26 protein-coding genes are annotated in these 24,564 nt (G+C 62.3%); 4 read left to right on the top strand and 22 right to left on the bottom strand.

Going from position 1 to position 24,564, the window contains the following annotated elements; genetic code table 11:
* Positions 1 to 115: 115 nt before the first annotated feature.
* Complete coding sequence (locus AC1DVV_RS21750) at positions 116 to 1,843, top strand: FMN-binding glutamate synthase family protein (protein WP_477701598.1); 1,728 nt, start codon at positions 116 to 118, stop codon at positions 1,841 to 1,843.
* Here the strand turns inward: AC1DVV_RS21750 and AC1DVV_RS21745 are convergent.
* Positions 1,817 to 2,212 carry a tautomerase family protein gene (locus AC1DVV_RS21745; protein WP_457282381.1) on the bottom strand — a complete coding sequence of 132 codons (396 nt, stop codon included), beginning with the start codon at positions 2,210 to 2,212 and terminating at the stop codon, positions 1,817 to 1,819. The two genes, AC1DVV_RS21750 and AC1DVV_RS21745, sit on opposite strands and share 27 nt — an antisense overlap.
* Before the next feature lie 105 nt (positions 2,213 to 2,317).
* Here AC1DVV_RS21745 and AC1DVV_RS21740 point away from each other — a divergent pair, with 105 nt between their 5' ends.
* A complete protein-coding gene (locus AC1DVV_RS21740; protein WP_457282380.1) occupies positions 2,318 to 3,223 on the top strand; it encodes a LysR family transcriptional regulator in 906 nt (301 codons plus the stop codon).
* On the opposite strand, the gene AC1DVV_RS21735 is transcribed toward AC1DVV_RS21740, so the two are convergent.
* The 8 genes from AC1DVV_RS21735 to argS form a co-directional block, all read right to left on the bottom strand.
* On the bottom strand, positions 3,174 to 3,620 hold the full coding sequence (locus AC1DVV_RS21735; protein WP_477666927.1) for a putative toxin-antitoxin system toxin component, PIN family: 447 nt from the start codon (positions 3,618 to 3,620) through the stop codon (positions 3,174 to 3,176). The two genes, AC1DVV_RS21740 and AC1DVV_RS21735, sit on opposite strands and share 50 nt — an antisense overlap.
* Positions 3,617 to 5,047 (bottom strand): THUMP domain-containing class I SAM-dependent RNA methyltransferase, encoded by a 1,431-nt coding sequence (locus AC1DVV_RS21730; protein ID WP_457282378.1) that lies wholly within the window; start codon positions 5,045 to 5,047, stop codon positions 3,617 to 3,619. The genes AC1DVV_RS21735 and AC1DVV_RS21730 overlap by 4 nt, the downstream gene beginning before the upstream one ends.
* A gap of 41 nt (positions 5,048 to 5,088) precedes the next feature.
* Complete coding sequence (locus tag AC1DVV_RS21725; RefSeq protein WP_457282377.1) at positions 5,089 to 6,624, bottom strand: RNA polymerase factor sigma-54; 1,536 nt, start codon at positions 6,622 to 6,624, stop codon at positions 5,089 to 5,091.
* Between the two features lie 145 nt (positions 6,625 to 6,769).
* A complete protein-coding gene (lptB, locus tag AC1DVV_RS21720) occupies positions 6,770 to 7,561 on the bottom strand; it encodes an LPS export ABC transporter ATP-binding protein (protein ID WP_457282376.1) in 792 nt (263 codons plus the stop codon).
* A gap of 14 nt (positions 7,562 to 7,575) precedes the next feature.
* Complete coding sequence (gene lptA, locus AC1DVV_RS21715; RefSeq protein WP_457282375.1) at positions 7,576 to 8,202, bottom strand: lipopolysaccharide transport periplasmic protein LptA; 627 nt, start codon at positions 8,200 to 8,202, stop codon at positions 7,576 to 7,578.
* Between the two features lie 159 nt (positions 8,203 to 8,361).
* The gene (locus AC1DVV_RS21710; RefSeq protein ID WP_477666926.1) at positions 8,362 to 9,009 is read right to left on the bottom strand and encodes a thiol:disulfide interchange protein DsbA/DsbL; all 648 of its coding nucleotides are present in this window, start codon (positions 9,007 to 9,009) and stop codon (positions 8,362 to 8,364) included.
* 128 nt (positions 9,010 to 9,137) lie between these two features.
* The gene (locus AC1DVV_RS21705) at positions 9,138 to 9,770 is read right to left on the bottom strand and encodes an SPOR domain-containing protein (protein ID WP_457282373.1); all 633 of its coding nucleotides are present in this window, start codon (positions 9,768 to 9,770) and stop codon (positions 9,138 to 9,140) included.
* Positions 9,771 to 9,824: 54 nt separating this feature from the next.
* Complete coding sequence (argS, locus tag AC1DVV_RS21700) at positions 9,825 to 11,510, bottom strand: arginine--tRNA ligase (protein WP_457282372.1); 1,686 nt, start codon at positions 11,508 to 11,510, stop codon at positions 9,825 to 9,827.
* Positions 11,511 to 11,644: 134 nt separating this feature from the next.
* On the opposite strand from argS, the gene AC1DVV_RS21695 reads away from it, so the two are divergent.
* Positions 11,645 to 11,941 carry a PsiF family protein gene (locus tag AC1DVV_RS21695; protein ID WP_457282371.1) on the top strand — a complete coding sequence of 99 codons (297 nt, stop codon included), beginning with the start codon at positions 11,645 to 11,647 and terminating at the stop codon, positions 11,939 to 11,941.
* Between the two features lie 147 nt (positions 11,942 to 12,088).
* Here AC1DVV_RS21695 and AC1DVV_RS21690 read toward each other — a convergent pair whose 3' ends face one another.
* Complete coding sequence (locus AC1DVV_RS21690) at positions 12,089 to 13,009, bottom strand: HTH-type transcriptional regulator ArgP (RefSeq protein WP_477690215.1); 921 nt, start codon at positions 13,007 to 13,009, stop codon at positions 12,089 to 12,091.
* A gap of 96 nt (positions 13,010 to 13,105) precedes the next feature.
* Here AC1DVV_RS21690 and AC1DVV_RS21685 point away from each other — a divergent pair, with 96 nt between their 5' ends.
* Complete coding sequence (locus AC1DVV_RS21685; protein ID WP_477701597.1) at positions 13,106 to 13,747, top strand: LysE/ArgO family amino acid transporter; 642 nt, start codon at positions 13,106 to 13,108, stop codon at positions 13,745 to 13,747.
* A gap of 21 nt (positions 13,748 to 13,768) precedes the next feature.
* Here the strand turns inward: AC1DVV_RS21685 and AC1DVV_RS21680 are convergent, their stop codons facing one another.
* The 12 genes from AC1DVV_RS21680 to AC1DVV_RS21625 form a co-directional block, all read right to left on the bottom strand.
* Positions 13,769 to 14,218: a DUF2214 family protein gene (locus tag AC1DVV_RS21680; RefSeq protein WP_477666924.1), complete on the bottom strand. Its 450-nt coding sequence runs from the start codon at positions 14,216 to 14,218 to the stop codon at positions 13,769 to 13,771.
* Positions 14,219 to 14,236: 18 nt separating this feature from the next.
* Positions 14,237 to 15,169, bottom strand: a complete 933-nt coding sequence (locus tag AC1DVV_RS21675) for a LysR family transcriptional regulator (RefSeq protein WP_457282367.1) — start codon at positions 15,167 to 15,169, stop codon at positions 14,237 to 14,239.
* A 100-nt stretch (positions 15,170 to 15,269) separates the two neighbouring features.
* Positions 15,270 to 16,103: a shikimate dehydrogenase family protein gene (locus AC1DVV_RS21670; protein WP_477690214.1), complete on the bottom strand. Its 834-nt coding sequence runs from the start codon at positions 16,101 to 16,103 to the stop codon at positions 15,270 to 15,272.
* A gap of 98 nt (positions 16,104 to 16,201) precedes the next feature.
* Complete coding sequence (locus AC1DVV_RS21665; RefSeq protein WP_457282365.1) at positions 16,202 to 16,990, bottom strand: SDR family oxidoreductase; 789 nt, start codon at positions 16,988 to 16,990, stop codon at positions 16,202 to 16,204.
* Positions 16,991 to 17,011: 21 nt separating this feature from the next.
* Positions 17,012 to 17,461, bottom strand: coding sequence for a type II 3-dehydroquinate dehydratase (gene aroQ / locus AC1DVV_RS21660; protein ID WP_477690213.1), 450 nt, complete (start codon positions 17,459 to 17,461; stop codon positions 17,012 to 17,014).
* Positions 17,462 to 17,530: 69 nt separating this feature from the next.
* On the bottom strand, positions 17,531 to 18,583 hold the full coding sequence (locus AC1DVV_RS21655; RefSeq protein ID WP_477690212.1) for a Gfo/Idh/MocA family protein: 1,053 nt from the start codon (positions 18,581 to 18,583) through the stop codon (positions 17,531 to 17,533).
* 82 nt (positions 18,584 to 18,665) lie between these two features.
* Positions 18,666 to 19,673 carry a TRAP transporter substrate-binding protein gene (locus tag AC1DVV_RS21650; RefSeq protein WP_457282362.1) on the bottom strand — a complete coding sequence of 336 codons (1,008 nt, stop codon included), beginning with the start codon at positions 19,671 to 19,673 and terminating at the stop codon, positions 18,666 to 18,668.
* A gap of 99 nt (positions 19,674 to 19,772) precedes the next feature.
* Positions 19,773 to 21,056, bottom strand: a complete 1,284-nt coding sequence (locus AC1DVV_RS21645; protein ID WP_477666921.1) for a TRAP transporter large permease subunit — start codon at positions 21,054 to 21,056, stop codon at positions 19,773 to 19,775.
* Complete coding sequence (locus AC1DVV_RS21640) at positions 21,053 to 21,583, bottom strand: TRAP transporter small permease (protein ID WP_457282360.1); 531 nt, start codon at positions 21,581 to 21,583, stop codon at positions 21,053 to 21,055. Before AC1DVV_RS21640 ends, AC1DVV_RS21645 begins: the two co-directional genes overlap by 4 nt.
* Positions 21,584 to 21,733: 150 nt before the next feature.
* Positions 21,734 to 22,432, bottom strand: coding sequence for a TetR family transcriptional regulator (locus tag AC1DVV_RS21635; protein WP_457282359.1), 699 nt, complete (start codon positions 22,430 to 22,432; stop codon positions 21,734 to 21,736).
* 32 nt (positions 22,433 to 22,464) lie between these two features.
* Positions 22,465 to 23,286 (bottom strand): shikimate dehydrogenase, encoded by an 822-nt coding sequence (gene aroE / locus AC1DVV_RS21630; RefSeq protein WP_477690209.1) that lies wholly within the window; start codon positions 23,284 to 23,286, stop codon positions 22,465 to 22,467.
* Positions 23,283 to 24,506 carry a CaiB/BaiF CoA transferase family protein gene (locus tag AC1DVV_RS21625; protein WP_477701596.1) on the bottom strand — a complete coding sequence of 408 codons (1,224 nt, stop codon included), beginning with the start codon at positions 24,504 to 24,506 and terminating at the stop codon, positions 23,283 to 23,285. Before AC1DVV_RS21625 ends, aroE begins: the two co-directional genes overlap by 4 nt.
* Between the last annotated feature and the right edge of the window lie 58 nt (positions 24,507 to 24,564).

Raw genomic sequence — 24,564 nt, 5'->3', positions numbered from 1 at the left:
AAAAACAGTTCTGAGCGTCACGTGAGGCTCTTATGATGCAAAGTGTATCTGGCGCGTCGCGGCTGCATGCCTGTGTTTTGTGCCCTTTTGTGACCCCTCCCACGGAAGCCCCGTCATGTTTCTTCAGCGCCTGGATGCCTGGTTCCCCGTCCGTTACACCTTTATGGCCCTGTGCGGGCTTGCCGCGTTGCTGGGGCTGCTCGGCCTGATGGTTTTTGGCGTCGGGAAGCTGGCCCTGGTATCCCTGGTGGCCGGCGTGGTGCTGGTGTGCGTGGGCGTGCGCGACTTGCGGCAAACGCGCCATGCCGTGCTGCGCAACTACCCGGTCATCGGCCACATGCGCTTTCTGTTTGAGTACATCCGGCCCGAAATGCGCCAGTACTTCATCGAAAGCGACAGCGAGGCCACGCCGTTTTCACGCGCCCAGCGCTCGCTGGTGTACCAGCGCGCCAAGGGCGAACCCGACAACCGGCCCTTCGGCACGCAGCTGGACGTGGGCGCGCAGGGGTATGAGTGGGTCAACCATTCGATGTCGCCGACCAAACTGCCAACCCACGACTTCCGTGTCTGGATAGGCGGCACGCCCGATCATCCTTCGCCCTCGGTGGAGCCCTGCACACAGCCTTACCACGCCAGCGTGTTCAACATCTCGGCGCTGAGCTTTGGTTCGCTCTCGGCCAATGCCATCATGGCGCTGAACAAGGGCGCCAAACTCGGCGGCTTCGCGCACGACACGGGCGAGGGCTCGATCTCGCAGCACCACCGGCTGCATGGCGGTGACCTGATCTGGGAAATCGGCTCGGGTTACTTTGGTTGCCGCAACGAGGACGGCACGTTCAGCGAAGAGCGCTTCGCCGCCAACGCACGCGACCCGCAGGTCAAGCTGATCGAGCTCAAGATGAGCCAGGGCGCCAAGCCCGGCCACGGCGGCATTCTGCCCGGCCCCAAGGTCACCGAGGAAATCTCGGCGGCGCGCGGTGTACCGCAGGGCAAGGACTGCATTTCGCCCTCCAGCCACAGCGCATTTTCCACGCCGGTCGAGATGATGCATTTCATCGCCAAACTGCGAAAGCTGTCGGGCGGCAAGCCGACGGGCTTCAAGTTCTGCATCGGACACCCGTGGGAATGGTTTGCGATTGTGAAAGCCATGCTGGAGACCGGCATCACGCCGGATTTCATCGTGGTGGACGGCGCCGAGGGCGGCACGGGCGCTGCGCCCGTCGAGTTCACCGACCACGTGGGCGCACCGCTGCAGGAGGGCCTGCTGCTGGTGCACAACACGCTGATCGGCGTGAACCTGCGCAGCCGCGTGTCCATCGGTGCCGCCGGCAAGGTGGTGAGCGCGTTTGACATGGTGCGGCTGATGGCGCTGGGCGCCGACTGGTGCAATGCCGGGCGCGGCTTCATGATGGCGCTGGGCTGCATCCAGGCGCAAAGCTGCCACACCGGCAAATGCCCGACGGGCGTCACCACACAAGACCCGGTGCGCCAGCAGGCGCTGGTGGTGCCCGACAAGGCCGAGCGGGTGCGCAACTTTCACCGCAGCACGCTGCATGCCTTGCAGGAGCTGGTGCAGGCCGCGGGCCTGTGCCACCCGCGCGAAGTCAACGCGCATCACATCGTGCGGCGCCTGACCGATACCGAGGTGCGGCTGCTGAGCAACCTCATCATGCAAGTCGAGCCCGGTGCGCTGCTGGGCTCGCTGGAAAAGCAGAACACGGTCTTCAGCTACTACTGGCCGCTGGCCAGCGCGCACAGTTTTCGCGCCAACGGCGCCGCGATGCAGGCACCCGCCGGACCCGATGGCGCCGCGACTTCAGGCACCCGCGTCGCAGTGGCCTGAATACGCCTGGCCACGGCCAAGCGACCAGTCGATCGGCGAATTTTCCGTCAGCGCGATCATGATGTCGTCCGGCGAAAAGCCGGCGGCGACCGCCTTAGCGACCACGCGGGCGTAGAGCTCACGCTTGCGCGCGTCGTTGCGGCCACCCAGAAAAGTGATTTCCACAATGCAGGCGCCGGCCGAGCGGCTCACGTCCGGAAATGTCGGATCCAGGATCATCGCGTCGGGCTGGAAACGCGAAACCAGTTGAAACCGGTCACCGGGCGGCACACCGCATGTCTCAACCAACCCCTGGTGAACAGCATCAGCAAGGGCCATGATGAACTCCTGCGAAAGGTGCGCGGGCACCGAAATACGGGCGAGTGGCATGGTCAGGACTCCTTGAAAATGTGGAAATCCGACTTTATAGAGACCAAAAATTAGATAAAGATGCGCATTGGTCAGTCATTGCGACTGAAAACGACATAATGAGGGATGCAGTACACCGATGACATCGCCATCTTTGTTCGCACGGTGGATTTAGGGGCATTTGCTGCGGCCGGCAAAGAGGCGGGGCTCACCGCTTCGGCGGTCGCGCGTATCGTGTCGCGGCTCGAAAGCCGGCTTGGCGCCAAGCTATTGCATCGTTCAACACGGCGGCTTGTACTCACGCAGGAAGGCGAAACCTATCTCCACCATGCCCGCGCGATCATTGCTCGGGTTGAAGAAGCACAGGCCCAGATCGGGGCGGTCAAGGGCCGCCCGCAGGGCTTGATTCGCATCAATACCGGTACCGCTTTTGCGAAACACAAGCTGGTGCGCCTGCTGCCGGAGTTTCAGGCCCTATACCCGGATATTTCTGTCGCACTAACCGTCGGTGATCAGCGCATAGACCCCCTGCTCGACCAGACCGATGTCACCATCCGGGTAGGCCCCTTGCAGGATTCCGGACTTGTGCTGCTGCGGCTGGGAACTGTTCATCGCGTCATGGTCGCCAGCCCAGGCTACCTGGCCAGGCACGGAGTTCCGCAGCATCCCCGTGAGCTTCTCGCGCACAACTGCCTGCAATTAAGTGGATTCACGCGTCTGGCGGAATGGCCGGTGCTGGAGGACGGCAAGCGTGTCATGCTGCCGGTCAAAGGTTCCATCACATGCGACAGCGCCGACCTGCTGCTTGACCTGGCCCTGGCCGGCGTTGGCATTGTCCGCCTCGGTGATTTCCTGGGGGAACAGGCGCTCGCTGACGGACGGCTGGTGCCGCTACTGACGACGCTCCACGACAGCGACCCGACGCCCCTGTCAGCCCTGGTTCTTCCCGGCCGGCAGAACATTCCTCGCGTACGCGCCTTCCTCACCTTCCTGAAGGCTGCTTGCCGTCAGACATCGAGCGCTGCACCCTGACGCCGAGGTTGCCGAGCCGTTTGGTCATGGAAAGCACATGCCGGTCCTTGCTGAGCAGCAAGGCCTTGCCGGCCACCGCCAGGTCGATGAACTTCTGGTCGTCGGGGTCGCTGCAAGTGACACCGGCCTTGGCTGCCACATCCGTCAGGCGAGCATGCCGGTCAAAGGCAGCGAGCACGTCACCGGCGCTTAATTCGTAAAACGCCAGGCGGGGAATGATTTGCGGATAAGCCAGCACGCGCTCAAGTTCGTCGCGCATGGCCCGCGTGGCCAGCCAGTCGAGCTCGCCGGCCTCCAGCGCTTTTTTCAGTGGCTGCGCTGCCGCATCGTTGAAAACAAACACGTCGAGGACGATGTTGGTGTCCAGCACGACAGGCTGGCGCACTGAGGCCGTCACGCCGCCGGCTCGTTCGGTGGAGTGGGGGTGGCTGCGCCGGGCTTGCCGCGTGCGGAGCCCGCCACCATGTCAAAGCGGAACAGGCGGCATTCGATGGGACCATTCCACATCGGCACGCGCCGCGATTCTTTCAGGCGCATCTTGCCCGGCAGTTTGAGGTCGGGCGTGAGCACGTGAGCGGTCCAGCCGGCGTAGTTTTTCTTCCAGTGCGCGGCCAGTTGCGGAAAAAACTCCGTCGCTTCTTCGCCCCAGGCGTTTTGTGCCTGTTCGCGGCCGGGATTGGCAGAACGGTCGCGCGAAGTCTCGAAGGCGGGCTCTTCACGCGTGTCGCCCCGATCGCCGCTGTCCCGGTTCAGCGGCTGGCCAAATTCATCGATGGGTTGGTTGCGGTGGTCCTGCTGCACGCGTCCTTCGGCATGTCCTTGCTGGCGGCGCTGGTCGCGTCCCTGCAGGCCGGTGATGCCGGCCACGCCTGCCACATCGATCCGTTCGCCGTAAGGCGGGTTCACCAGCATCACGCCCGAAGGCGCAGGTGGCATACGCTGCAGCGCGTCGCCGCCGCGGAATTCCACCGCATTGGCCACACCGGCACGTTCGGCATTGCGCTCGGCAAAGTCAACCATGCGGAAAGACACGTCGCTGCCGAACACCGGCGCGGTAGGTTCGGTGATGGCGGCTTCGGCCTGGTCGAGCAGACCGTCCCAGACATGGCCCTGGAAAGGCAGGTACTTCTGGAAGGCAAAACGGCGGTTGATGCCGGGTGCGATGTTGCACGCGATCTGCGCGGCTTCAATCGCGATGGTGCCCGAGCCGCAGCAGGGGTCATAGAGCGGCACGCCTTCTTTGCAGAGCTGGTCCCAGCCGCTGGCGGCAATCATGGCGGCGGCCAGGGTTTCCTTCAGCGGGGCATCACCCTTGTCTTCACGCCAGCCGCGCTTGAAGAGCGGCTCACCCGAGGTGTCGATGTAGACCGTGACGGTGTCCGTCGTCAGGTGCACGTAGACGCGCACGTCGGGCCAGCGCGTGTCGACGCTGGGGCGCACGTCGTCGAACTTGGCGCGAAAGCGGTCGGCGATCGCGTCCTTGATCTTCAGCGCCGCGAAGTTCAGGCTTTGCAGCGGGCTGTGCTGGGCGGTGATCTCGACCTTGAAGGTCTGCTTGGGCGTGAACCAGATTTCCCAGGCCACGTTGGCAGCAGCGTTGTAGAGGTCTTGCTCACTGCGGTACTGGTTGTGCTGCAGTTCGATCAGTACACGCTGCGCCAGCCGGCTGTGCAGGTTGAGCTGCAACGCGTCGCGCCACGACGCCTGCAGCTGCACGCCGGCGCGCCAGGCTTTGCCGTCGATCCCGGTGACACGCTTGACCTCGGTGGCCAGCAGGGTTTCGACGCCTGCGGCGCACGGTAAAAACAATTGGAGTTGATTCATGACTGACTTTGAGGGACGGGCAGCGCGGCCTGATTGGGCGGCTAGAGTGATTTGCGCAGGTTGGCGGGCGCTATGCGCAGGGCTTCGCGGTACTTGGCCACGGTGCGGCGTGCGCATTCAATGCCCTGCTCCTTGAGCATTTCGGAAATCTGGTTGTCGCTGAGCGGTTTCTTGAGGCTTTCGGACGAGACAAATTGTTTGATGAGCGCGCGTACCGCCGTGCTGGAAGCATTGCCGCCGGTTTCGGTGCCGAGCGCGGAGCCGAAGAAATACTTGAGCTCAAAGGTGCCGAAAGGGGTGCCCATGTACTTGGCCGTGGTCACGCGGGAGATGGTGGACTCATGCAGGCCCAGCTCGTCGGCGATTTCGCGCAGCACCAGCGGGCGCATGGCGAGTTCACCGTGCGTGAAGAAATTTTTCTGCCGTTCCACAATCGCACTGCTCACGCGCAGGATGGTGTCAAAGCGCTGCTGGATGTTCTTGATGAACCAGCGGGCCTCCTGCAGGCGCTGCTGCAGCGCCTGGCCGCCCTGGCCCTTGTGCTGCTTGAGGGCATTGGCATAAATGTCGTGCACGCGCAGGCGCGGCATGACGTCGCCATTGAGCGAAACCTTGAAGCCCCGGCCCGACTTGATGACGATGACGTCGGGCACGATCAGGTTGCGCTCCACATTCACGAAGCGGCGCCCGGGCTTGGGATCGAGCCGGCCTATCACCGTGATCGCGCCCTTGATGGCGGCTTCGGTGAACCCACACAGGTGCGACAGGCGCTTGACATCGCGCTTGGCCAGCAGCTCCATGGGTTGCTTGCACATGGCAATGGCTGCGCGGGTTTCTTCGCAGTCCTTGCAGTCGAGCAGCTGCAGGCTCAGGCATTCCGCCAGGTTGCGCGCACCGACACCGGCAGGCTCCATGTGGTGCAGCAGCTTGAGCGCCATCGCAAAACGCTGCTCCAGTTCTTCCGCCTGCGCCATGTCATCTCTTGCAAGACCGGCCGCGAGCGACGCCAGGCTGTCTTCAAGGTAGCCGTCGTCGTTGAGCGATTCAATGAGGAAGTGCAGCGCGGCACGGTCTTCCTCCGACAGGCGCAAGCTCAGCGATTGCCGGTGCAGGTGGTCCTGCAGCGACTCATGGCTGCCCGTGAGGTCGGAGGCCTCGGCTTCGCTCTCTTCATTGTTGTTCTTGCGCGCCGGTGCGTCGCTTCCCCACTCGCTGTCGTCGGGCGTGGTTTCTACCGTGCCATCGCCTTCCCAGCTTTCCTCGAGCTTGGGCTCCGCACTGACTTCTGCGTCATTCGGGGCTGTAGCGCTAGTCTCGTCTGCGCCGCCAGCTATCGAATCCGTAGCAGATTCAAACTCGCGGCTGTCCTGGCTTACCGGCGTGTTGATGTGCTCCAGCCCAAACTCTTCGCGCACCGCCGTCTCTTCCGACACTTCCAGAAACGGGTTTTCGTCGAGCATCTGCTCGACCTCCTGGCTCAACTCAAGCGTCGACAGCTGCAACAGCCGGATCGACTGCTGTAGTTGAGGTGTCAGCGCAAGATGCTGCGAGACGCGGAGTGACAGACCTTGTTTCACTGGATTTTCAAACTTGCGGAAGGTTGAGGCAATACGTCTTTAACCAGCGGGCGCCGCGGAACTGGCTTTGCCAGGCCGCAGGCGCCGTCCCCGGAGGGGGAGAGGGAGCTACACGAAGTGAGCGACAACAGGGGGGAACCATGTTCTACATCTTGAAGTGTTCGCCGAGATAGACGCGGCGCACATCGGCGTTATTCACGATCTCGGACGGTGTGCCTTGCGCCAGCACGTGGCCGTCGCTGATGATGTAGGCGTGGTCGCAAATGCCCAGTGTTTCACGCACGTTGTGGTCGGTGATCAGCACGCCGATGCCGCGCGATTTGAGGAAACCGATGATGCGCTGGATTTCGATCACGGCAATGGGGTCGATACCGGCAAAGGGCTCATCCAGCAGGATGAAGCGCGGCTGGGTTGCCAGCGCCCGCGCGATTTCGACCCGGCGGCGCTCGCCGCCCGAGAGCGCCGGTGCCGGTGAATTGCGCAAATGATCTACCCGCAAATCCTGCAGCAGGGCGTCGAGCCGCGACTCGATGTCTGCGCGCCCCAGCGGTTTTCCGGTTTTGTCGAGCTGCAGCTCCAGCACGGCACGCACGTTTTCTTCCACCGTGAGCTTGCGGAAAATCGACGCTTCCTGAGGCAGGTAGCTCAGGCCCAGGCGGGCACGCAGGTGAATCGGCATGTGCTCGACCGACTCGCCGTCGATGGAAATTTCGCCTGCATCGGCGCGCACCAGGCCCACGATCATGTAGAACGAGGTCGTTTTGCCCGCGCCGTTGGGGCCCAGCAGGCCCACGACTTCGCCTTTTTGCACGGACAGCGAAACGTCCTGCACCACCTTGCGGCTGCCGTACGATTTTTGCAGACCTTGCGCAACAAGGCGGCTGGGGGTCAGGGCAGGAGCGGCCGGGGCCGCTGAAGTGTCAGTCACCACATCCATCTGTGCAGGTCTTTCTAGTTCTTTTCATTGCCCAGCGTCGTGCTGGGGCGCAGAACCGGGGCTGGGCCTGCGGGCGGTGCCGCAACGGGTGCCGAGGCTGTCGCGCGGGGTGACAGCATGGCGCGAACCCGCCCCGTGGGGTTGCTGGCCGTACGGTTTTGCGCGCCCCCATCCACGGTGAAGACGTCGGTGTTGTTGTCATAAACAATCAGGCTGCCGGTGGTTTCGTCCACCAGGGTGGCACCGTTGTAGCGGCGCACCACCGCCCGCTTGATGAACTTCACCAGGTCGGCGCGGCTGTCATATTCAATGCGTTCGCCTTCGCCTTCGATGTACTCGTCTACGCCGTCACGCTTTTTCCGGTAAAACGCCAGCTTGCCGGGCGCCGCGACGGACACCGCCTGCTGGTAGCCCTCGGGATCCTGCATGACGTCAACGCGCTCGCCGCGCACGATGGTCGTGCCCTTGGTGATCACCACATTGCCGGTAAAAACGCTGGTTTGCTTCAGGTCGTCATAACGCAGGGCATCTGCCTCCGCGTTCATGGGTTTGTCCCGATCAGCTTTTTCGGCAGCGGCCGGGAAAGCCGACCCCAGCGCCAGGATGACCGGCAGGATGAGGGAAAAAATGGGGTGTTTCATAAGGCACGAATCTTGCTGCTTGGTGTTGGGTCATTGTAGCCATGCCAGCTGCGGGAATGGCTTGCACGGGGAATATTAGGGGCATAAAAAAACCCGCCGGAAATCGGGCGGGTTTTTTGAGCCGGTGTTTGGCGCGGCGCACGGCCGCGGGCGCTTTCTTTATTTGGCCTTGCGGGATTGGGCGATCAGGTGATCTGTGACCTGCAGCGCGCGGGTCATGGTTTGGGTCTGGTCCGACGAGGTGTAATAACGCCCGGCGATACCCAGCGACGGCACGCCGGCCACTTTGTAGCTGTCCTGCAGCTGTGTGGCCTTGCGCGCCTTGGAGGCGACCGAAAAGGAGTTGTAGAACTCAACGAATTTGGCCTTGTTGAGGCCCTGCTTTTCAGCCCATGCAGCTATCAGCTCGGGCGTGTTAAGCGGTTGTTTTTCCACATGAATCGTGGCAAACACCTTCTTGTGAAGTTCCTCAATTTTTCCCATGGCCTCAAGCACGTAATACAGGCGCTGCTGAGGTTCGAAATCGGGCCGGAAGGACACTGGAACACGCCGCACGGACACGTCCTTGGGGATCTGCTTCATCCAGGCTTCGAATTGCGGCTCGAAGGCGTTGCAATGGGGGCAGTTGTACCAGAAGAATTCCACCACCTCGACCCGGCCGGCGGCGGCTTCGGTCGGCGCCGGCTTGTCCAGCGTCAGGTAATCCTCGCCGTCCTTGAAGGCCTTGGCCTGGGCTTGTGCCAGGGTGGGCAGGGCGGCGATGCCGCCCAGGGCGGCGGCTGAAAACGAAAACTCACGGCGTTGCATCAGATTTTTCTCCTGGAATGACAGAAATAGCCCGGAAACCGCCCCTCTGGCGGATGCCTCGTGGCGCGGGGTATAGGGGTTTGTACACCAGCCTCGTGAAAAGTTCAGCCTATCGTTGGACGAGGGCTTCAGCGCTGGACCCGGACCAGCGCGGTTTCAATGGAATTGTTGTCCAGGCGCTCCTTGGCCTTGTCGGCATCTTCCTTCTTGTCGAAAGGGCCAAGACGCACGCGGTACACGGTGCGGCCAGCCTGCTCGCGTTCCGTCACTTTGGCCTGCATGCCCAGCAGCAGCAACTTGGCGCGTTGCTGTTCCGCATCTTCCGGCGTGCGAAAGGCACCGGCCTGAATGAAATAGCTGAAGGGATCCGCTCCCGGACCGGATGACAGGCCTTCGACCTTGGCCTTTGCCAGATCGCCCAGCGGATCGGCAGGCGCTGGTTTGGCCACTTTGGCCGGCGCTGAAGCGGCGGCCTTGGGGGTGGCTCCGGCGGAGGGGTCGGGTACTGGAACACCAGGCACTTCAACCGCTGCCGGAGGAGGCGGCTTGGGCTGGTTTTTGCCGGCCAGCGGGGCGTTCGGGTTCCAGTCCTTGTTTTTCTTGGCTTCAACAGCATCGCTGTCGGGGTTGCGTGCCTGGCTCTTGTTCATGAAAGGAACCGGCACCTTGGTGATGTAAACCGCTACCGCCAGCGCCGCGCCCAGGCCGATCAGCGCGCCAATGATCAACCCCAACAGGGTTCCGCCTCGTTGTGTATTCATACCTTGCCCACGTTCATTGCCTTGTCCTGAAATTCGCATGGTTTTCGCCACGGTTTACATCTTGCGCGGGGCGCTCACGCCCAGCACTGCGAGGCCATTGTGCAACACCTGCGCAGTCGCGGCGACCAGCGCCAGACGGGCAAGCTTCACAGCTTCGTCGTCCACCAGGATGCGCTCGGCATCGTAATAGCTGTGATAACTGGCCGCCAGCTCACGAAGGTAAAAAGCCACGTCGTGCGGTGCAAATCCGTCAGCCGCGTTGGTCAGCATGTCGGGGTACTTGGCCAGCAGCAGCATCAATGACTGCGCCTGCGGGCTGTCCAGCGCCGAGAGGTCGACAGCTTTGAGGCTGGCTTCGTCGCCACCCTGGCCGGCCCAGGTGGTGAGGATGGAGCAGATGCGCGCATGCGCGTACTGCACGTAATACACCGGGTTTTCATTGTTTTTGGCCAGCGCCAGGTCAATGTCGAAGATGTATTCGGTGTCCGGCTTGCGGCTGAGCAAAAAGAAGCGCACGGCGTCGGCGCTGGTCCATTCGATCAGGTCGCGCAAGGTGACGTAGCTTCCGGCGCGCTTGGAAATTTTGACCTCTTCGCCGTTGCGCACCACGCGCACCATGGTGTGCAGGACGTAGTCGGGGTAGCCCTGGGGAATGCCTTCGCCGGCGGCCTGCAGCCCGGCGCGCACGCGGGCAATGGTGCCGTGGTGGTCCATGCCCTGGATGTTGATGGCCTTGCCGAAGCCGCGCTCCCACTTGGCCAGGTGGTAGGCCACGTCGGGGACGAAGTAGGTGTAGCTGCCGTCGCTCTTTTTCATCACGCGGTCTTTGTCGTCGCCGTAGTCGGTCGACTTCAGCCACAGCGCGCCATCCTGCTCGTAGGTCTTGCCGGCCTCTTTCAGTCTGGCCACGGCGCTATCGACACGGCCCGAGCTGTACAGGCTGGACTCAAGGTAGTAGTTGTCGAACTTCACCGAGAAGGCCTTCAAGTCCAGGTCCTGCTCGTGGCGCAGATAGGCCACGGCGAACTGGCGTATCGAGTCCATGTCTTCCACGTCGCCCGAGGCGGTGTATTCGCGGTCGTCCGATTTGACGGTCTTTTTGGCCAGAAAGTCGGCCGCGATGTCGGCGATGTAGTCGCCGTTGTAGGCCGACTCGGGCCAGCCGGCGTCACCGGGCTTGATGCCTTTGGCGCGCGCCTGTGTGCTGGTGGCCAGGGTCTGGATCTGCACGCCCGCGTCGTTGTAATAAAACTCGCGCCAGACCTTGGCGCCTTGCGTGGCGAACAGGTTGCAGATCGCATCGCCCAGCGCGGCCTGGCGGCCGTGGCCCACATGCAGCGGGCCGGTCGGGTTGGCCGAGACGAACTCGACGATCATCTTGCGTGCCGGGTCGGCCGGCTGCACGCCGAACTGCGCGCCGGCGGCCAGCACTTCGCGCACGGTCTCCTGCTTGGCGGCGGGCTTGAGGCGGATGTTGATGAAACCGGGGCCGGCGATTTCGATGGCGTCTACCCAGCGTTCAAACGCGGGCTTCTTGAGCAGGTTGGCGCGCAGGCTTTCGGCCACCTGGCGCGGGTTGAGCTTGAGCGGTTTGGCCAGCTGCATGGCGGCCGTGCAGGCGAAGTCGCCATGGGCCGCCACCTTGGGGGATTCAAAGGCAGCTTTGTCGCCTGCGCCGGGGGAAAGTTCTTCCAGCCCCGCGGCCAGAGCCGCGAGCAGGTCTTTTTTAATCGAGAGCATGGTCTGATTTTACGGTTAAGCCATCTGCCGTTCGGACCCCTCAGATACCCGGTCATCGAATTTGCCCGGCGCGGCGTTATGTGTTGGAATTCCAGCCGGAACTCAAACCTGTTTCCCAACCCAATGGAGCCACCATGAAAAAGCTGTTATCCCTGATCGCCGCCGTTTTTGCCGTCTCGATGGCCTTGTCTCCGGTGGCGCACGCCGCGGACGCTCCAGCCAAAACCGCACAGCAAACCAAAATGGGCGCCTGCAACAAGGACGCTGAAGGCAAGAAGGGCGATGAGCGCAAGGCATTCATGAAAGAGTGCCTGAGCGCCAAGAAAGAAGCACCAACGCAGCAAACCAAAATGAAAACCTGCAACGTCGACGCCAAGGGCAAAAAAGGCGACGAACGCAAAGCCTTCATGAAAGAGTGCCTGAGCAAGTAAGCCGGTCTTTTCAGATCAAACCAGCCCGCCATGAATGTCATGGCGGGCTTTTTTTGTGCCAATATTCCTCCTGGGCGCTATTAATTCGATAGCTGTTTGCGCTTGTCTACAAAGCGCTAGCGGTACTTTTCATCTATAAACGCACCGTCACACCTGCAGCAGCTGCCCCTGCGCCGCCTGCTTGACCGCCTGTGTCAATCGCTGCGCCGCAACGGATTCACGTGCCCAGTGCTGCCAGTACAGCCGCACGTCGACCGTGCTGCCCGGCAGCACTTCCTGCAGCGGCGGCTTGCGGGTGCGCGCGGCCAGCAACAGGTCGGGCACCATGCCCCAGCCCATGCCAAGCTCCAGCGCAAGCTCGAACGCATCCACCGCCGGCACGAAGTGGCGCGGGTACAGCGCGTCGCGCAGCCCGAAATGCTGTTCAAGAAAAGTATCCTGCAGCGCGTCCTTGCGGTTGAAGATCACGGCAGGGCTGGCTAGCAGGCGATGGGCCAGCCGGTTCGGTGCGGCCTTGCCACCCGCCGCGGGCTCGTTCCACTGCGCCACCAGCGCGGGCGAGGCCATGCAGCGGTAACGCATCACGCCCAGCGGTTCAGCCACGCAGCCCCGCATGGCCTGCGCCAATGCGGTGACGCAGCCCGTGACATCCCCGCTTTTCAGGGCTTCCTGGGTGTGGTCCTGATCGTCCACCACGACATCGAGCAGCAGGCCGTTAGTGTGCAGGGCTGAGGCCACGCCCGGCAAGAACCACGTGCTCAGGGAGTCGGCGTTCACCGCCACGCTGAGGCTTTGCAGGCGAGCGGGCTTTCCCCCGCCCTGCAGCCCGGCCAGCAGATCACCCTCCATGAGGCGAACCTGCCGGGTGTGCCCGAGCAAAGCCTGGCCGGCCGACGTGGCGCGTACCTGTTTGCCGCGCACCAGGAGCCGCTGCCCCAGTGCGGTTTCAAGTGACTTGATGCGCAGGGACACGGCAGCCAGCGTCAGGCTCAGGGCCTTGGCGGCTTCGCCGAAACTGCCGTGCTCAATCACGGCGGCCAATGCTTCAAGTTGTCGGGCATCGAGCATGTTGTTAGGCGCGTACTAAATCAATTAATAATTGACTAAAGCTAATTTTAGTTAATTCTATTTAACTATTATGAGCCCTGGCACACACTTGCGGCCATGAACCCGCTCACCGCCCCCGCCTTCCTGACTGGCATGGTCCTCAGCCTCTCGCTCATCATGGCCATAGGCCCGCAGAACGCTCACGTGATCCGAATGGGCCTGCTACGCCAGCATCTCTGGCTCACCGTCGCCGTCTGTGTGCTGACCGATGTGGCCCTGATCGCCGCAGGCGTTGCCGGCCTTGCGCAACTGGGCGGTCTTTCCGACAAGCTGCTGGGCGCCATGACCGGCGCGGGCGCGCTGGTGCTGCTGGTGTATGGCGCCCAGGCCATGCGGCGCTTTCTGCAGCCTGCGCACGCGTCTGCCCAGAACCCCGATATGGCCGGCGCAGAGGCCATGCCGCGCCGCAAGGCCATCGGGCTGGCACTGGCGCTGTCGTGGCTCAACCCCCATGCATGGCTGGACACCGCCGTGGTCATCGGCACCGCATCACTGGCTTACGCCCGGCCGGACAACGCCGTCTTCGGCCTGGGCGCCATCACGGGTTCATTGCTGTGGTTTACCGGCCTGGGTGTGGCGCTGTGGTGCGCGGGGCGCAGGCTCAACACACCGGCCATATGGCGCGCGATGGACCTGTTGGTAGCGCTGATGATGTGGGGCACCGCCTTCTGGCTGGTGCATGGCCTGTTTTCAGCCTGACGCTGCAGCGCGGGTGTGTGCCTAACCAAAGCCTCGGGCCAGAAAGACGGCGGCCAGCGGAATGAACGGCAGGATGTGCGCCTGCACCATCACCAGCCGCCGCGCTTGTTTGACTTCCAGCGCATCGGGCAGGGCGCCGCTGGCGCGCAACTCACGGCGCCAGCGCAAAAACATCATGGTCGGCTTGATGGAAATCAGCCCAATCGCCAGGAACATGACGAGCTTGACGTACAGCAAGGGGTTGTGGACGTACCAGGCCGCGCCCTTGCTGCCCAGAAACACGCGCGCCAGGCCGGTCAGGAAAACCGCGCCGGCCGAGATGCCGTAGACCATGTCGATCTTGCCGAGCCTCTCGATCACGGCGGCGTTCAGCCACTCGGTGCGGCACAGCGCCGCCTCGCTCGCCAGAAAAACCACCATGGTGAGAATCGCCAGCAGGTGGGCATAGGCCAAAAGAGATTCGAGAACCATCGTCGGGATCCTTTCCAGTCAGGGTTTTGTGGTGGTGGCGGCTGGCGACGAGCACCAGAACTCCGGTTGGCTGTAATGGTGTTTCAGAAAATCCAGCCAAAGGCGAACCCGCAGCGGCAAGTGTTTGCGTTGCGGAAATACGGCGTAAATACCGTTGGGCGGCGCGGCAAAATCCTCCAGCACCGCCACCAGCTGGCCGGCGGCAATTTCTGCCTCGACCTCCCAGGTGCTGCGCCAGGCAATGCCGTACCCTCCCAGGCACCAGTCATGCAGGACCTGGCCGTCCGAGCAGTCGAGCGGCCCGCCCGGCTTGAGATGGATCAATTCGTCCTGGACCCGGAACGCCCAGCCCCGCGTTTGCGAGGCGTCGCTGGACAGCGTCAGGCAGTCGAATTTCGCCAGCTCGCTGGGGTGCTGGGGCGTGCCGTGGCGGGCCAGGTAGACCGGCGTGGCCACGCACAGCCGGCGGTTGTCAGCCATGCGCACGCTCACCAGCGAAGAGTCCGGCATGTCGCCGACGCGCACTGCGCAGTCAAAACCCTCGCCGGCCAGGTCAACTACCCGGTCGCTCAGGTTCAGCGAGATCGTGACATCGGCATGCACTTCGCGAAAGCGTGTGACCAGTGGCGCCACGTGGCGGCGGCCAAAGCCGGCCGGCGCGGTGATGCGCAGATGCCCGCTGGCCTTGACGCCGCCGGCCGAAACGCTGGCTTCGGCGTTGGCAAAATCAATCAGCAGACGCTGGCAGTCTTCAAGAAAAGCGCTGCCTTCGTGTGTGAGCGTGATGCGCCGGGTGGTGCGTACCAACAGCTTGACGCCCAGGCGGCCTTCCAGTGCATCAAGCCGACGCCCCATGATGGCCGGCGCCACGCCTTCGGCGTTCGCGGCAGCGGTCAGGCTGCCGCGTGTCGCAACCGACACGAACGATTCAAGCTGCTTGAGTTTGTCCATGCTGGATTATGTCCATGAACGTCTGAAATCAGCCGTTTTTAGCATTGATTCCAACACTTCCCACCCAGGACGCACGGTGCGCGTGTCCTCTTACACTTTTTTAATAACTCAGCCGGGCCACCGATCGCAAGACGTCCGGTGTGGTGGTCGGCAGGCCAAAAAACTCGAGGTAGGCCGGGATCTGCTCGAACAGCATGTCGGACCCCACTTGCACCGTACAGCCACGCGCCTTGGCCGCTGCCAGAAACGCGGTCATCTCCGACTTCATGACCACTTCGCCCACAAAACTGTTGGCGGCGATACGTGAAACGTCCATGGGCAGAGGATCGCCTTCGTTCATGCCCATGGGCGTGGCGTTGACCACCAGGTCGTAACCCGCCGGGTCGTTTGAGCCTGTGAGGAGTTCCAGCGTTGCGTAATGCTGGCGCAGCCGCCCAGCCAGCGCCTGCGCGGAGGCCGCATTGACGTCGCACAGCCCTAGCGCGCGCGCGCCGGCCTTGGCCAGCGAAGCCGCGATTGCCGAGCCCACGCCGCCGCTGCCGACGACGAGGGCACGTTTTCCGCGCGGATCAAAACCCTTGCGTTGCACGCCGCGCACAAAGCCTTCCCCGTCGAACATGTCGCCCACGAGCTTGCCGTCCGCGTCACGCCTGACGGCATTGCAGGCGCCGGCGATGCGTACTGTGGGTGTGGCTTCGTCCAGCAAGTCGACTGTTGTGACCTTGTGCGGCATGGTGATCAGCGCGCCCCGGAAGTTCTCCAGGCAAGACACCGACCGCAGAAAGGCCGGGTAGTCTTCGGCCTTGCAACCCATGGGCACGACCACCGCGTTCACTCCCGCCTGTTCAAAGTAGGGGTTGTAGATCATCGGCGCCTTGAAAGAATGCGTCGGGTAGCCGATATGGGCGATGAGTTCGGTATGGCCGTTGATCATGGAAGTTCCAGAAATTTGCAGTTAAACCGCTGTTGAAAATAACGCCGAATGATCGGTGCTGACGGTCATTCGCCGGCAACAAAAAAAGCCTTTGGCGATCAATACAGGCCTGGGGTGCCACCGCCGTCCACAGCGATGGCCGTACCTTGAATGTGGCGGGCACTCTCCGAACACAGGAATATCGCAAGTGCGGCGACATCCTCGGGTGTACCCAGCCGGCTGAGTCCCTCGCGTGCGATTTGTGCCTGTCGTTCTTCTTCGACGGGCTTTCCACTTGCGGCTGCACGCTGCTGAAACAGTTGCGCCACACGGCCGGTTTCAGTCAAGCCCGGAAGAATGGCGTTGACATTGACGCCGTCCCGCTTTCCAAGACCGGACAGGCCCTTGGTGAAGTTGTGCATCGCAGCGTTGACCGACCCACCGATCAGGAAGCCCGGGTCGGGCGTACGGGCAGCGCCGCCAATGATGTTGACAACGTGCCCACCCGCAGTTTTCAGCATCGGCCAAAACAGGCGGCACAAGTTCACACAGCCGAAGAACTTCAATGCAAAGCCGTCATGCCATGCGTCCTCCGGAAGGTCCAGAAACGCACCGGCGCGCGTGGCACCCGCGGAATTAACCAACACGTCACAGCGTCCAAATTTTTCGGACACCAGGGTGAATACCGCTTTGCAACCTTCTTCGCCTCGAAGATCCGCAGCACATACCTCAGGGCGGAGTGCTCCAGTGCCTGCAATTGCATCTGCGGCAGTCTTCAGGTTCTCAATGGACGATGCGGCCAAAACGGTTTGCGCACCGCGTGCGGCAAACGCAGCGGCGATGCCATGGCCGATGCCCCGGCTGGCGCCACTTATAACGATGACTTTTCCAGCGAACTCCTGTGACATGGCCGCTCTCTTTCTGATGATTTACGAAACCCTTGCGGCATTGATCGCCGAAACAGCGGCGCGCAAAGCCAGCAGGTAGCTGTCAGCGCCAAAGCCGCAGATCTGCCCCTTGACGATTTCGGCGAACACCGACACATGGCGGAAAGGCTCGCGGGCATGGATGTTCGACATGTGGAGCTCGACAACCGGCACGGTGAGGATGGCCAGCGCGTCGCGGATGCCGTAGCTGTAATGCGTCCAGGCGCCGGCGTTGATCAGCACGGCGTCGACCTTGTCGGTGAATGCCTGGTGAATCCGTTCGCACATGTCACATTCGCTGTTGGTCTGGAAATGTTCCACCTCGGCGCCGAGGTCCCGGCCCAAAGCCTGCAGGCTGGTGTTGATTTCGTCCAGCGTGATGGTGCCGTACTGCGCCGGGTCGCGTTTGCCGAACATGTTGTGGTTGATGCCGTGAAGCATGAGCACTTTCATGGTGATTTCTTTCCTGGTTGTTGACGTTGTTTGTCGTGGTTTGATTTGTATGTGGGAGGGTCGAGCTGCTTAACCAACGGGCAACTCGATCACCTGGCCGGTTTGGGCGGCCTGCGCGATGGCTTCGGTGATGCGCAGGTTCAGCAGGCCGTCGCGGGCACTGACCAGCGGCGGTGCTTCACCACGAATGACGGCGCCGAAGTGCTCCAGCTGGTGCTTGAGGGGATCGTCGCGCACCATGTCGGCCACGCTCTCGTCAAATGGCTTCCACCAGGAACGGTCTTCCGGGCTGGGATAGGTTTTCAGGCGCATGGTCGGAACCGACAGGCTTCCGTTGGTGCCCGAAATCACGTAGCAGTCTTCGTCGCCATAGCTTGGGTAGGCCTTGTTTTCCTGGGAGGTCTGCTCCCAGCTGCGCGCGCATGCGGCGGTGTCCGACAGCATGAAGCTGCCCAGCGCACCGTTGGCAAAACGCAGATTGATGGCCACCGTGTCTTCCACCGGAAAACCGCGTGTGGCATTGGAGGCAAAGGCCTGCACTGCCACGATGTCACCGCACAGCATGCGCAGGTTATGCACCTCGTGAATCATGTTCAGGAGGATGGGGCCGCCGCCGATCTCGCGGCGCCATGACGCGTCTTCGTAGTAGCGGTCGGGCTTGAAGAATGTGGCACTGCCCGTCACGGCAACCAGCTTGCCGAGTTTTCCCGAATCCACGATTTCTTTCGCTTTGGCCATGATGGGGCTGTGCGCGCGATGGTGGCCGATCAGTACCTTGGCGCCCGTCTCAGCGACCGCCTTGACCAGCTGCTCGCCTTCGGCCAGCGTGGGTGCAATGGGCTTTTCCAGCAGGATGGGCACCCCGGCCTTGATGCATTGCAGGGCCTGCGGCACATGCAGCTGGTTCGGCGTCGCAAGGATCACGCCGTCAGGGCGGTCCTTGCTGAGCAGCTCATCCAGCGATGGGTACAGCGGAACACCCGCCCTGGCGGCGATAGCCTTTGCCGCCGGCGCAGGATCGACAATGGCCGAAAGGACGCAGGTTGGGCTCTCTTGAGCCACATCCATGTGGGCCAGGCCGATGTAGCCGGCCCCTGCGACAGCGATGCGGATTTTGCTCATGAAGGAAAGATACCCGGAACCGGAATGAAAGAACAGGCCAGCCCGGCGCTCCGGTGCGCTGGGCCGGCCGGGGCGTGAAATCCTATTTACGCAGTTTGGCGAGCTCTGCCTGCAGTGCGCCGACCACATCGGCACCCACGATGGCCGAGTGCTTCTCGATAACGGGCTTCATCTTCTCGCGGAATTTGGCCATTTCTGCGGGGCTGAACTCGCTGACCTGCATGCCGTTCTTCTTCAGGTTTTCGAGCGCGGTGCCGGACTGTTCACGCGAGGCCTTGCGCTGGTACGCAGCAGCTTCGGCGGCCGCATCCGAGAAGATTTTTTTCTCATCATTGCTCAGGGTGTCCCACAGCTTTTTGCTGACGATGACGGTTTGCGGGTTGTACTGGTGGTTGGTCACCGCCAGGTACTTTTGCACTTCGTAGAACTTGTTCGCGTTGATGACCGTGAACGGGTTTTCATGGCCATCAATGGCTTTCTGTTCCATCGCGGCATAAACCTCGGGAAAAGCCATGGGCGTCGGGTTGGCGCCCAGTGCGGTCACCCAGTCGATGTTGATGGCGTTCGGAATCACGCGCAGTTTCAGGCCGGCAATGTCGTCCACCTTGGTGATGAGGCGCTTGCTGTTTGTGATGTTGCGAAAGCCGAGTTCCCAGTAGGCCAGCCCATGGATGTTTTTGGCATCGAGCTTGGTGAGCATCATTTTCCCGAAAGGCCCATCCACCACGGCATCGGCTTCCTGCGAGCTTGCAAACATGAACGGAAAATCGAAAACGGCAAATTCCTTGGCCTGGCTGGCCAGGATGCCGGAATTCATCACCACCATTTCCAGCGTGCCGCCTTGCAGCGCGGAGATGTTCGGTGCATCGCCGCCCAGCACACCGCCGGGGAAGAGGTTGACCTTGATCTTGCCGCCCGATTTCGCTGCCACGGTTTCAGCGAATTTTTTCATGCCCAGCACAATCGGGTGGCCGTCCGGGTTTTGCGTGGCGAACTTGACGGTGCGTTCCTTGATGTCCTGGGCTGAGGCCATGCCGAAGGCCGCCAGGGCGACGGTAGCGAGGACGGATTTGATAAACAGGCGTTTCATGGTTGTCTCCGGTTTTTTGAGGGGATGAGGTGTCACGGTACGCTTTGACGTGGCTGCCGGCCGTGGCGTACCCAGCACGCCCGGCAGCGCGGAAAGTTGTCAGCCGCCGTAAAACCAGCGCGCCGGGATGATGACGATTTGCGGAAAAGCCACCATCAGGAACATGATGGCGAACTGGGCCCACATAAAGGGCAACACGCCCTTGGTGACTTCGTCCATGCTCACCTTGCCCACCCCGGCCACCGTGTTCAGCACCGTGCCCACCGGCGGGGTGATCAGCCCGATGGCGTTGTTGATGATGAACAACACGCCAAAGTACACCGGGTCAATGCCGGCGGCCTTGACGACCGGCATGAGCACCGGCGTCAGCAGCAAGATGGTGGGTGTCATGTCCAGCGCGGTTCCCACCACCATCACCAGCACCATGATGGCCAGCATCAGCAACTTCGGGCTGTCCAGAAGCGGCTGCAGCAGGGCAACCACCTGGCCCGGTATCTGCGCCACCGTGATCAGCCAGGCCGACACCATGGCCGCGGCCACCAGGAACATCACGATCGCGCTGGTCTTGGCGGCGCCCACGAACAGCGGATAGAGCTTCCTCAGCGTGAGCTCCTTGTAGATTAGTACGGAAACCAGCGTTGCGTACACCGCGGCAACCACAGCGGCCTCGGTCGGCGTGAAGATGCCGAACTTCAGGCCGAACACCACAATCAGCGGCAGCACCAGCGCCCAGGTCGACTCCTTCAACGCCACCAGGACTTCTGCACGGCTCTTGCGCGGCGGGGCTTTCACCACTTCCTTGCGCACCAGCCACCACCAGGTGAGCCACAGCGACAACCCCAGCAAGAGACCGGGAAAGATGCCGGCCAGGAACAATTTGGAAATTGACACATTGGCTGCCACACCGAAGATGACAAAGGCAATCGAAGGCGGGATGACCGGCGCGATAATGCCCGCCGATGCGATCAGCCCTGCGGAGCGCGCCTTGTCATGGCCGGCGGCCACCATCATGGGCAGCAAAAGCGACGCCAGCGCAGCCGCATCGGCCACGGCAGAGCCCGACAGCGCCGCCATGATGACTGCCGCCACAATCGTGACATAGCCCAGGCCGCCCTTGATGTGGCCGACCAGGGCCATGGCGAGGTTGACGATGCGGCGCGACAGGCCACCTGCGTTCATGACCTCGCCGGCGAGCATGAAAAAGGGCACGGCCAGCAGCGGAAAGCTGTCGGCGCCGTTCACGACGTTCTGTGCCAGGATCTGCGCGTCAAACATGTCGAGGTGCCACATCAGCGCCGCGCCGCACAGCAGCAATGAAAACGCGATCGGGATGCCCAGCGCCATGGCGGCAAGCAGCGATCCGAGGAATATAGCGATGGTCATGCCGGACCTCCTTCATGCGGCTGGTCTTCGGATTCCCTGATCATCATCAGCTCACCGTCCCCGGTCTTGCCGCTGAGCAGCCGGACCAGGTCCCGCAGCAGCAACAGGCCGCCGAGCACGGCGAACACCATGCCCGAGCCGTAGAACCAGCTCATGGACACTTCCATCACGGCACTGGTGGTGGTCCAGTTGATCTTGACCTGCTCCCACGCACCACGGAACATCAGCCAACAGGCAAAAAGCATGAGCAGGTAACTGATGCCGAGGCAAATTTTCTTGCCCCTGGGGCCCAGGCGACCCACCAGCATGTCGGTGCCCAGATGCCCGCGCTCGTTGATCGCCACCACGGCACCGAGAAAGGTCAGCCAGACGAACAGCCAGCGAGACAGCTCCTCTGACAGATTGATGCCCGAGTTGAAGCCATAGCGCAACACCACGTTGCCGAACACCAGCACCACCATCAGCGCCAGGAACAGCGCAATCACGCCGTCCAGCACCCGGCAAAACCGGTCTATCCACTTGTCCATGTTGTCTCCTTTTTATGCGTGGCTGCGCGCGCAGCCGTCCAGCCCTGAGCCTGTTGAAGATTGCTTTAATCCATAATGTACGAACTAGTTAGTTTTAAACGAATCGGTAGAAACCCGACATGCCGGCCCCTGGCCGGCGCGATCCGGAAGTTACTTGCGCACGAAGCGCACGATCATTTCGATGATGCTGTCGCGCCGCGCCGTCATGGCGCGCCCCGACTGGGTGTCGCTCTTGAAGATCAGTCCGAAGGTGTGCTGGTTGGAGACATTGAAGAATGTCAGCGCAGAAATCGACGCATGGATGTCGATCGGGTCCAGGCCTATGCGAAATATGCCCGCCGCCACGCCGCGCTCGTAAAGCTTGCGGATGGCATCGATGGCCGGCACATTGAGCTGCTGGATGATCTTGCTTTGGGCCAGGTAGCTGCCGCGCTCCATGTTCTCGGACATCACCAGCCGGATATAGCCCGGATTGCTGTGGTGATGGTCGAAGGTAAAGCCCACCAGGCGGCGCAGCGCATCTTCCGGCAGCAGGTCTTCCAGGTGCAGTTCCGCCTCGATGCTGCGCATGCGCCGGTACGACTCCTCCAGCACGGCGAGGTACAGCCCCTCTTTGCTGCCGAAGTAGTAATAGATCATGCGCTTGCTGGTCTTGGTGGCCGCCGCGATCTCGTCGATGCGCGCGCCGCTCAGGCCCTTCTCGGCGAATTCGGCCGTTGCCACTTCGAGGATGCCGGCCATCGTGCGTGCCGGGTCGTTGGTGCGCGTGGCCGTCTGCACAGCCGGGGCCTTGCTTTTGCGCCCACGCACCTTGGTCGAAGCTGCCTGCGAATGTACTGTTTCGTCCATTCGCGCAGTATAGGGGGCAGGCTGAGGTCATGTCATACCAGCGCAATGGTGATGCGTTCAATCGCAGCGCGTGTATCGGGCCGCACGCCGCGCCACCATGCAAAGGCTTCGGCTGCCTGCTCCACCAGCATGCCCACGCCATCGGCCAGCCGCCGGGTTCCCGCGTTTTGCGCCAGGCGCAAAAACGGCGTGAGCCCTTTTCCGTACGCCAGTTCGTAGGCCAGGCAACCAGGAGCAAACACGCTTGCCGGCACCGGCGGCAGTTCGGCGCGCAGGCTTGCCGAGGTGGCATTGAACACCACGTCAAAGGTTTGCCCCGCCAGATCCGGATAGCCGCAGCCGCGGACGTTTGCCTGGGCCGCGCCCATGGCCTGCAGTTCATGTGCCCTGGCAACCGTGCGGTTGGCAATCACCAGTTCGGCCGGGGCCTGCGCCAGAAACGGCAGCAACGCGCCCCGGGCCGCTCCGCCGGCGCCCAGCAGCAGCACGCGTTTGCCTTGCAGCTGGCAGCCCAGGTTGTGCGTGACGTCGCGCACCAGGCCCACGCCGTCGAAGTTTTCGGCAACCACGCGTGTGCCGTCAAACCTCATGGCATTGGCCGCCCCCGCGAGCTGCGCCCGCTCTGAGCGTTCGGTGGCATAGGCAAAGGCGTCGAGCTTGAATGGCGCGGTAATGTTCATGCCTTTGCCGCCCAGGGCGCGGAAGGCATCAACGGCCCCGGTGAATCCGCCTGGCGGCCCTTCGATGGCCGTGTATTCCATGTCCTGCCCGCTAGCCTGCGCGAACATGCCGTGGATCAGCGGCGATTTGCTGAATCCTATCGGGTTGCCGATGACGGCATAGCGGTCGGTCATGGCTGCACCTCTGCATACAGCACGCCGTCGTGCTCCATCGCCTCAATGTCAGCAGCGCTATAACCAACGCTCGCGGCGATCTCGCGGTTGTGTTGACCCATGCCGGGTGCAACGCAGGCAGGTGAGGTGTCGCACTCCGAAAACCTGAAAGGCAGGTTGGGCAGGCGGATCTTGCCCAGCACCGGGTGGTCCTGCTCAATCACCATGTTGCGCGCCTGAATTTGCGGATCGTTCAGCACTTCCTCGATGTTCTGCACCTTGGCGCAGGGCACGTCAATCGCATCCAGCGCAGCCAGGCACTCGGCCACAGTACGGCCCGCTACCCAGGCTTTCGCCAGGGCAAGTATTTCGGTGCGGTTTTCGTTGCGCCCTGCGGCGCTGTGAAAGCGCGCGTCAAGCGCCAGAGCTTCGCCGCCTATCAGCAAAGCAAAACGCTTCCATGCGTCGTCGACCTGCGCGGCAATCACGAGGTAACCGTTGCTGGCGGCAAATACGCCGTACAACGTGCTTTGAGGCATGTCGTGGCCGGTTTGCTGCGGAATTTCCTTGCCGCCTGAGAGGGTGTAACACTGCACCGCATAGTCATGCATGGACACCAGGCAGTCGTAGAGGGACAAGTCAATATGCTGACCCCTGCCCGACTTGATGCGGCCCAGCAGTGCGGCACATACCGCCGCCACGCCGTGGATGCCGGTGTACATGTCGCCCAGTGAAACGCGCAGCAGCGGCGGCACGCCGCCGGGCTCGCCGACCATGGCCATGATGCCGCTCTTGGCCTCGGCAATCAGGCCGAAGCCGGCACGGTGCGCGTCGGGGCCGGTATGGCCATAGGCGGAGATCGAGCAGTACACCAGGCCAGGGTTGCGCCGGGACAGCTCTTCGTAGCCCAAGCCGAGCTTTTTCAACGCACCGGGGCGGTAGTTCTCGACGAACACGTCAGCTGTGTCGGTGAGCTTGTGCATCATTTCCAGGCCGCGCGGGTCCTTGAGGTTGATGCACAAGCCCTTCTTGCCCATGTTCTGCTGCAAAAAGTAGCCGCTTTGTCCCTTGATGAAGTAAGCGTGAGCGCGTCCCGCATCCCCGTCCCTGGGCCGCTCGACCTTGATGACGTCTGCACCCATCGCTGCCAGGCAGCGCGACAAATAGGGCCCGGCCAAGAAATGGCTGTAATCGACGACGCGGATGCCCGCCAGCGGCAGCGCTTGGGTAGTTCTATTCATAAAAACCTGAATTCATCTTTGTATATCGGGCGCAAGCAGCTATGTTTTTGATAGCAAA

This window comes from Polaromonas sp. P3_B4, from assembly GCF_056402835.1.
This window is presented reverse-complemented; position numbering and strand designations above follow the sequence as displayed.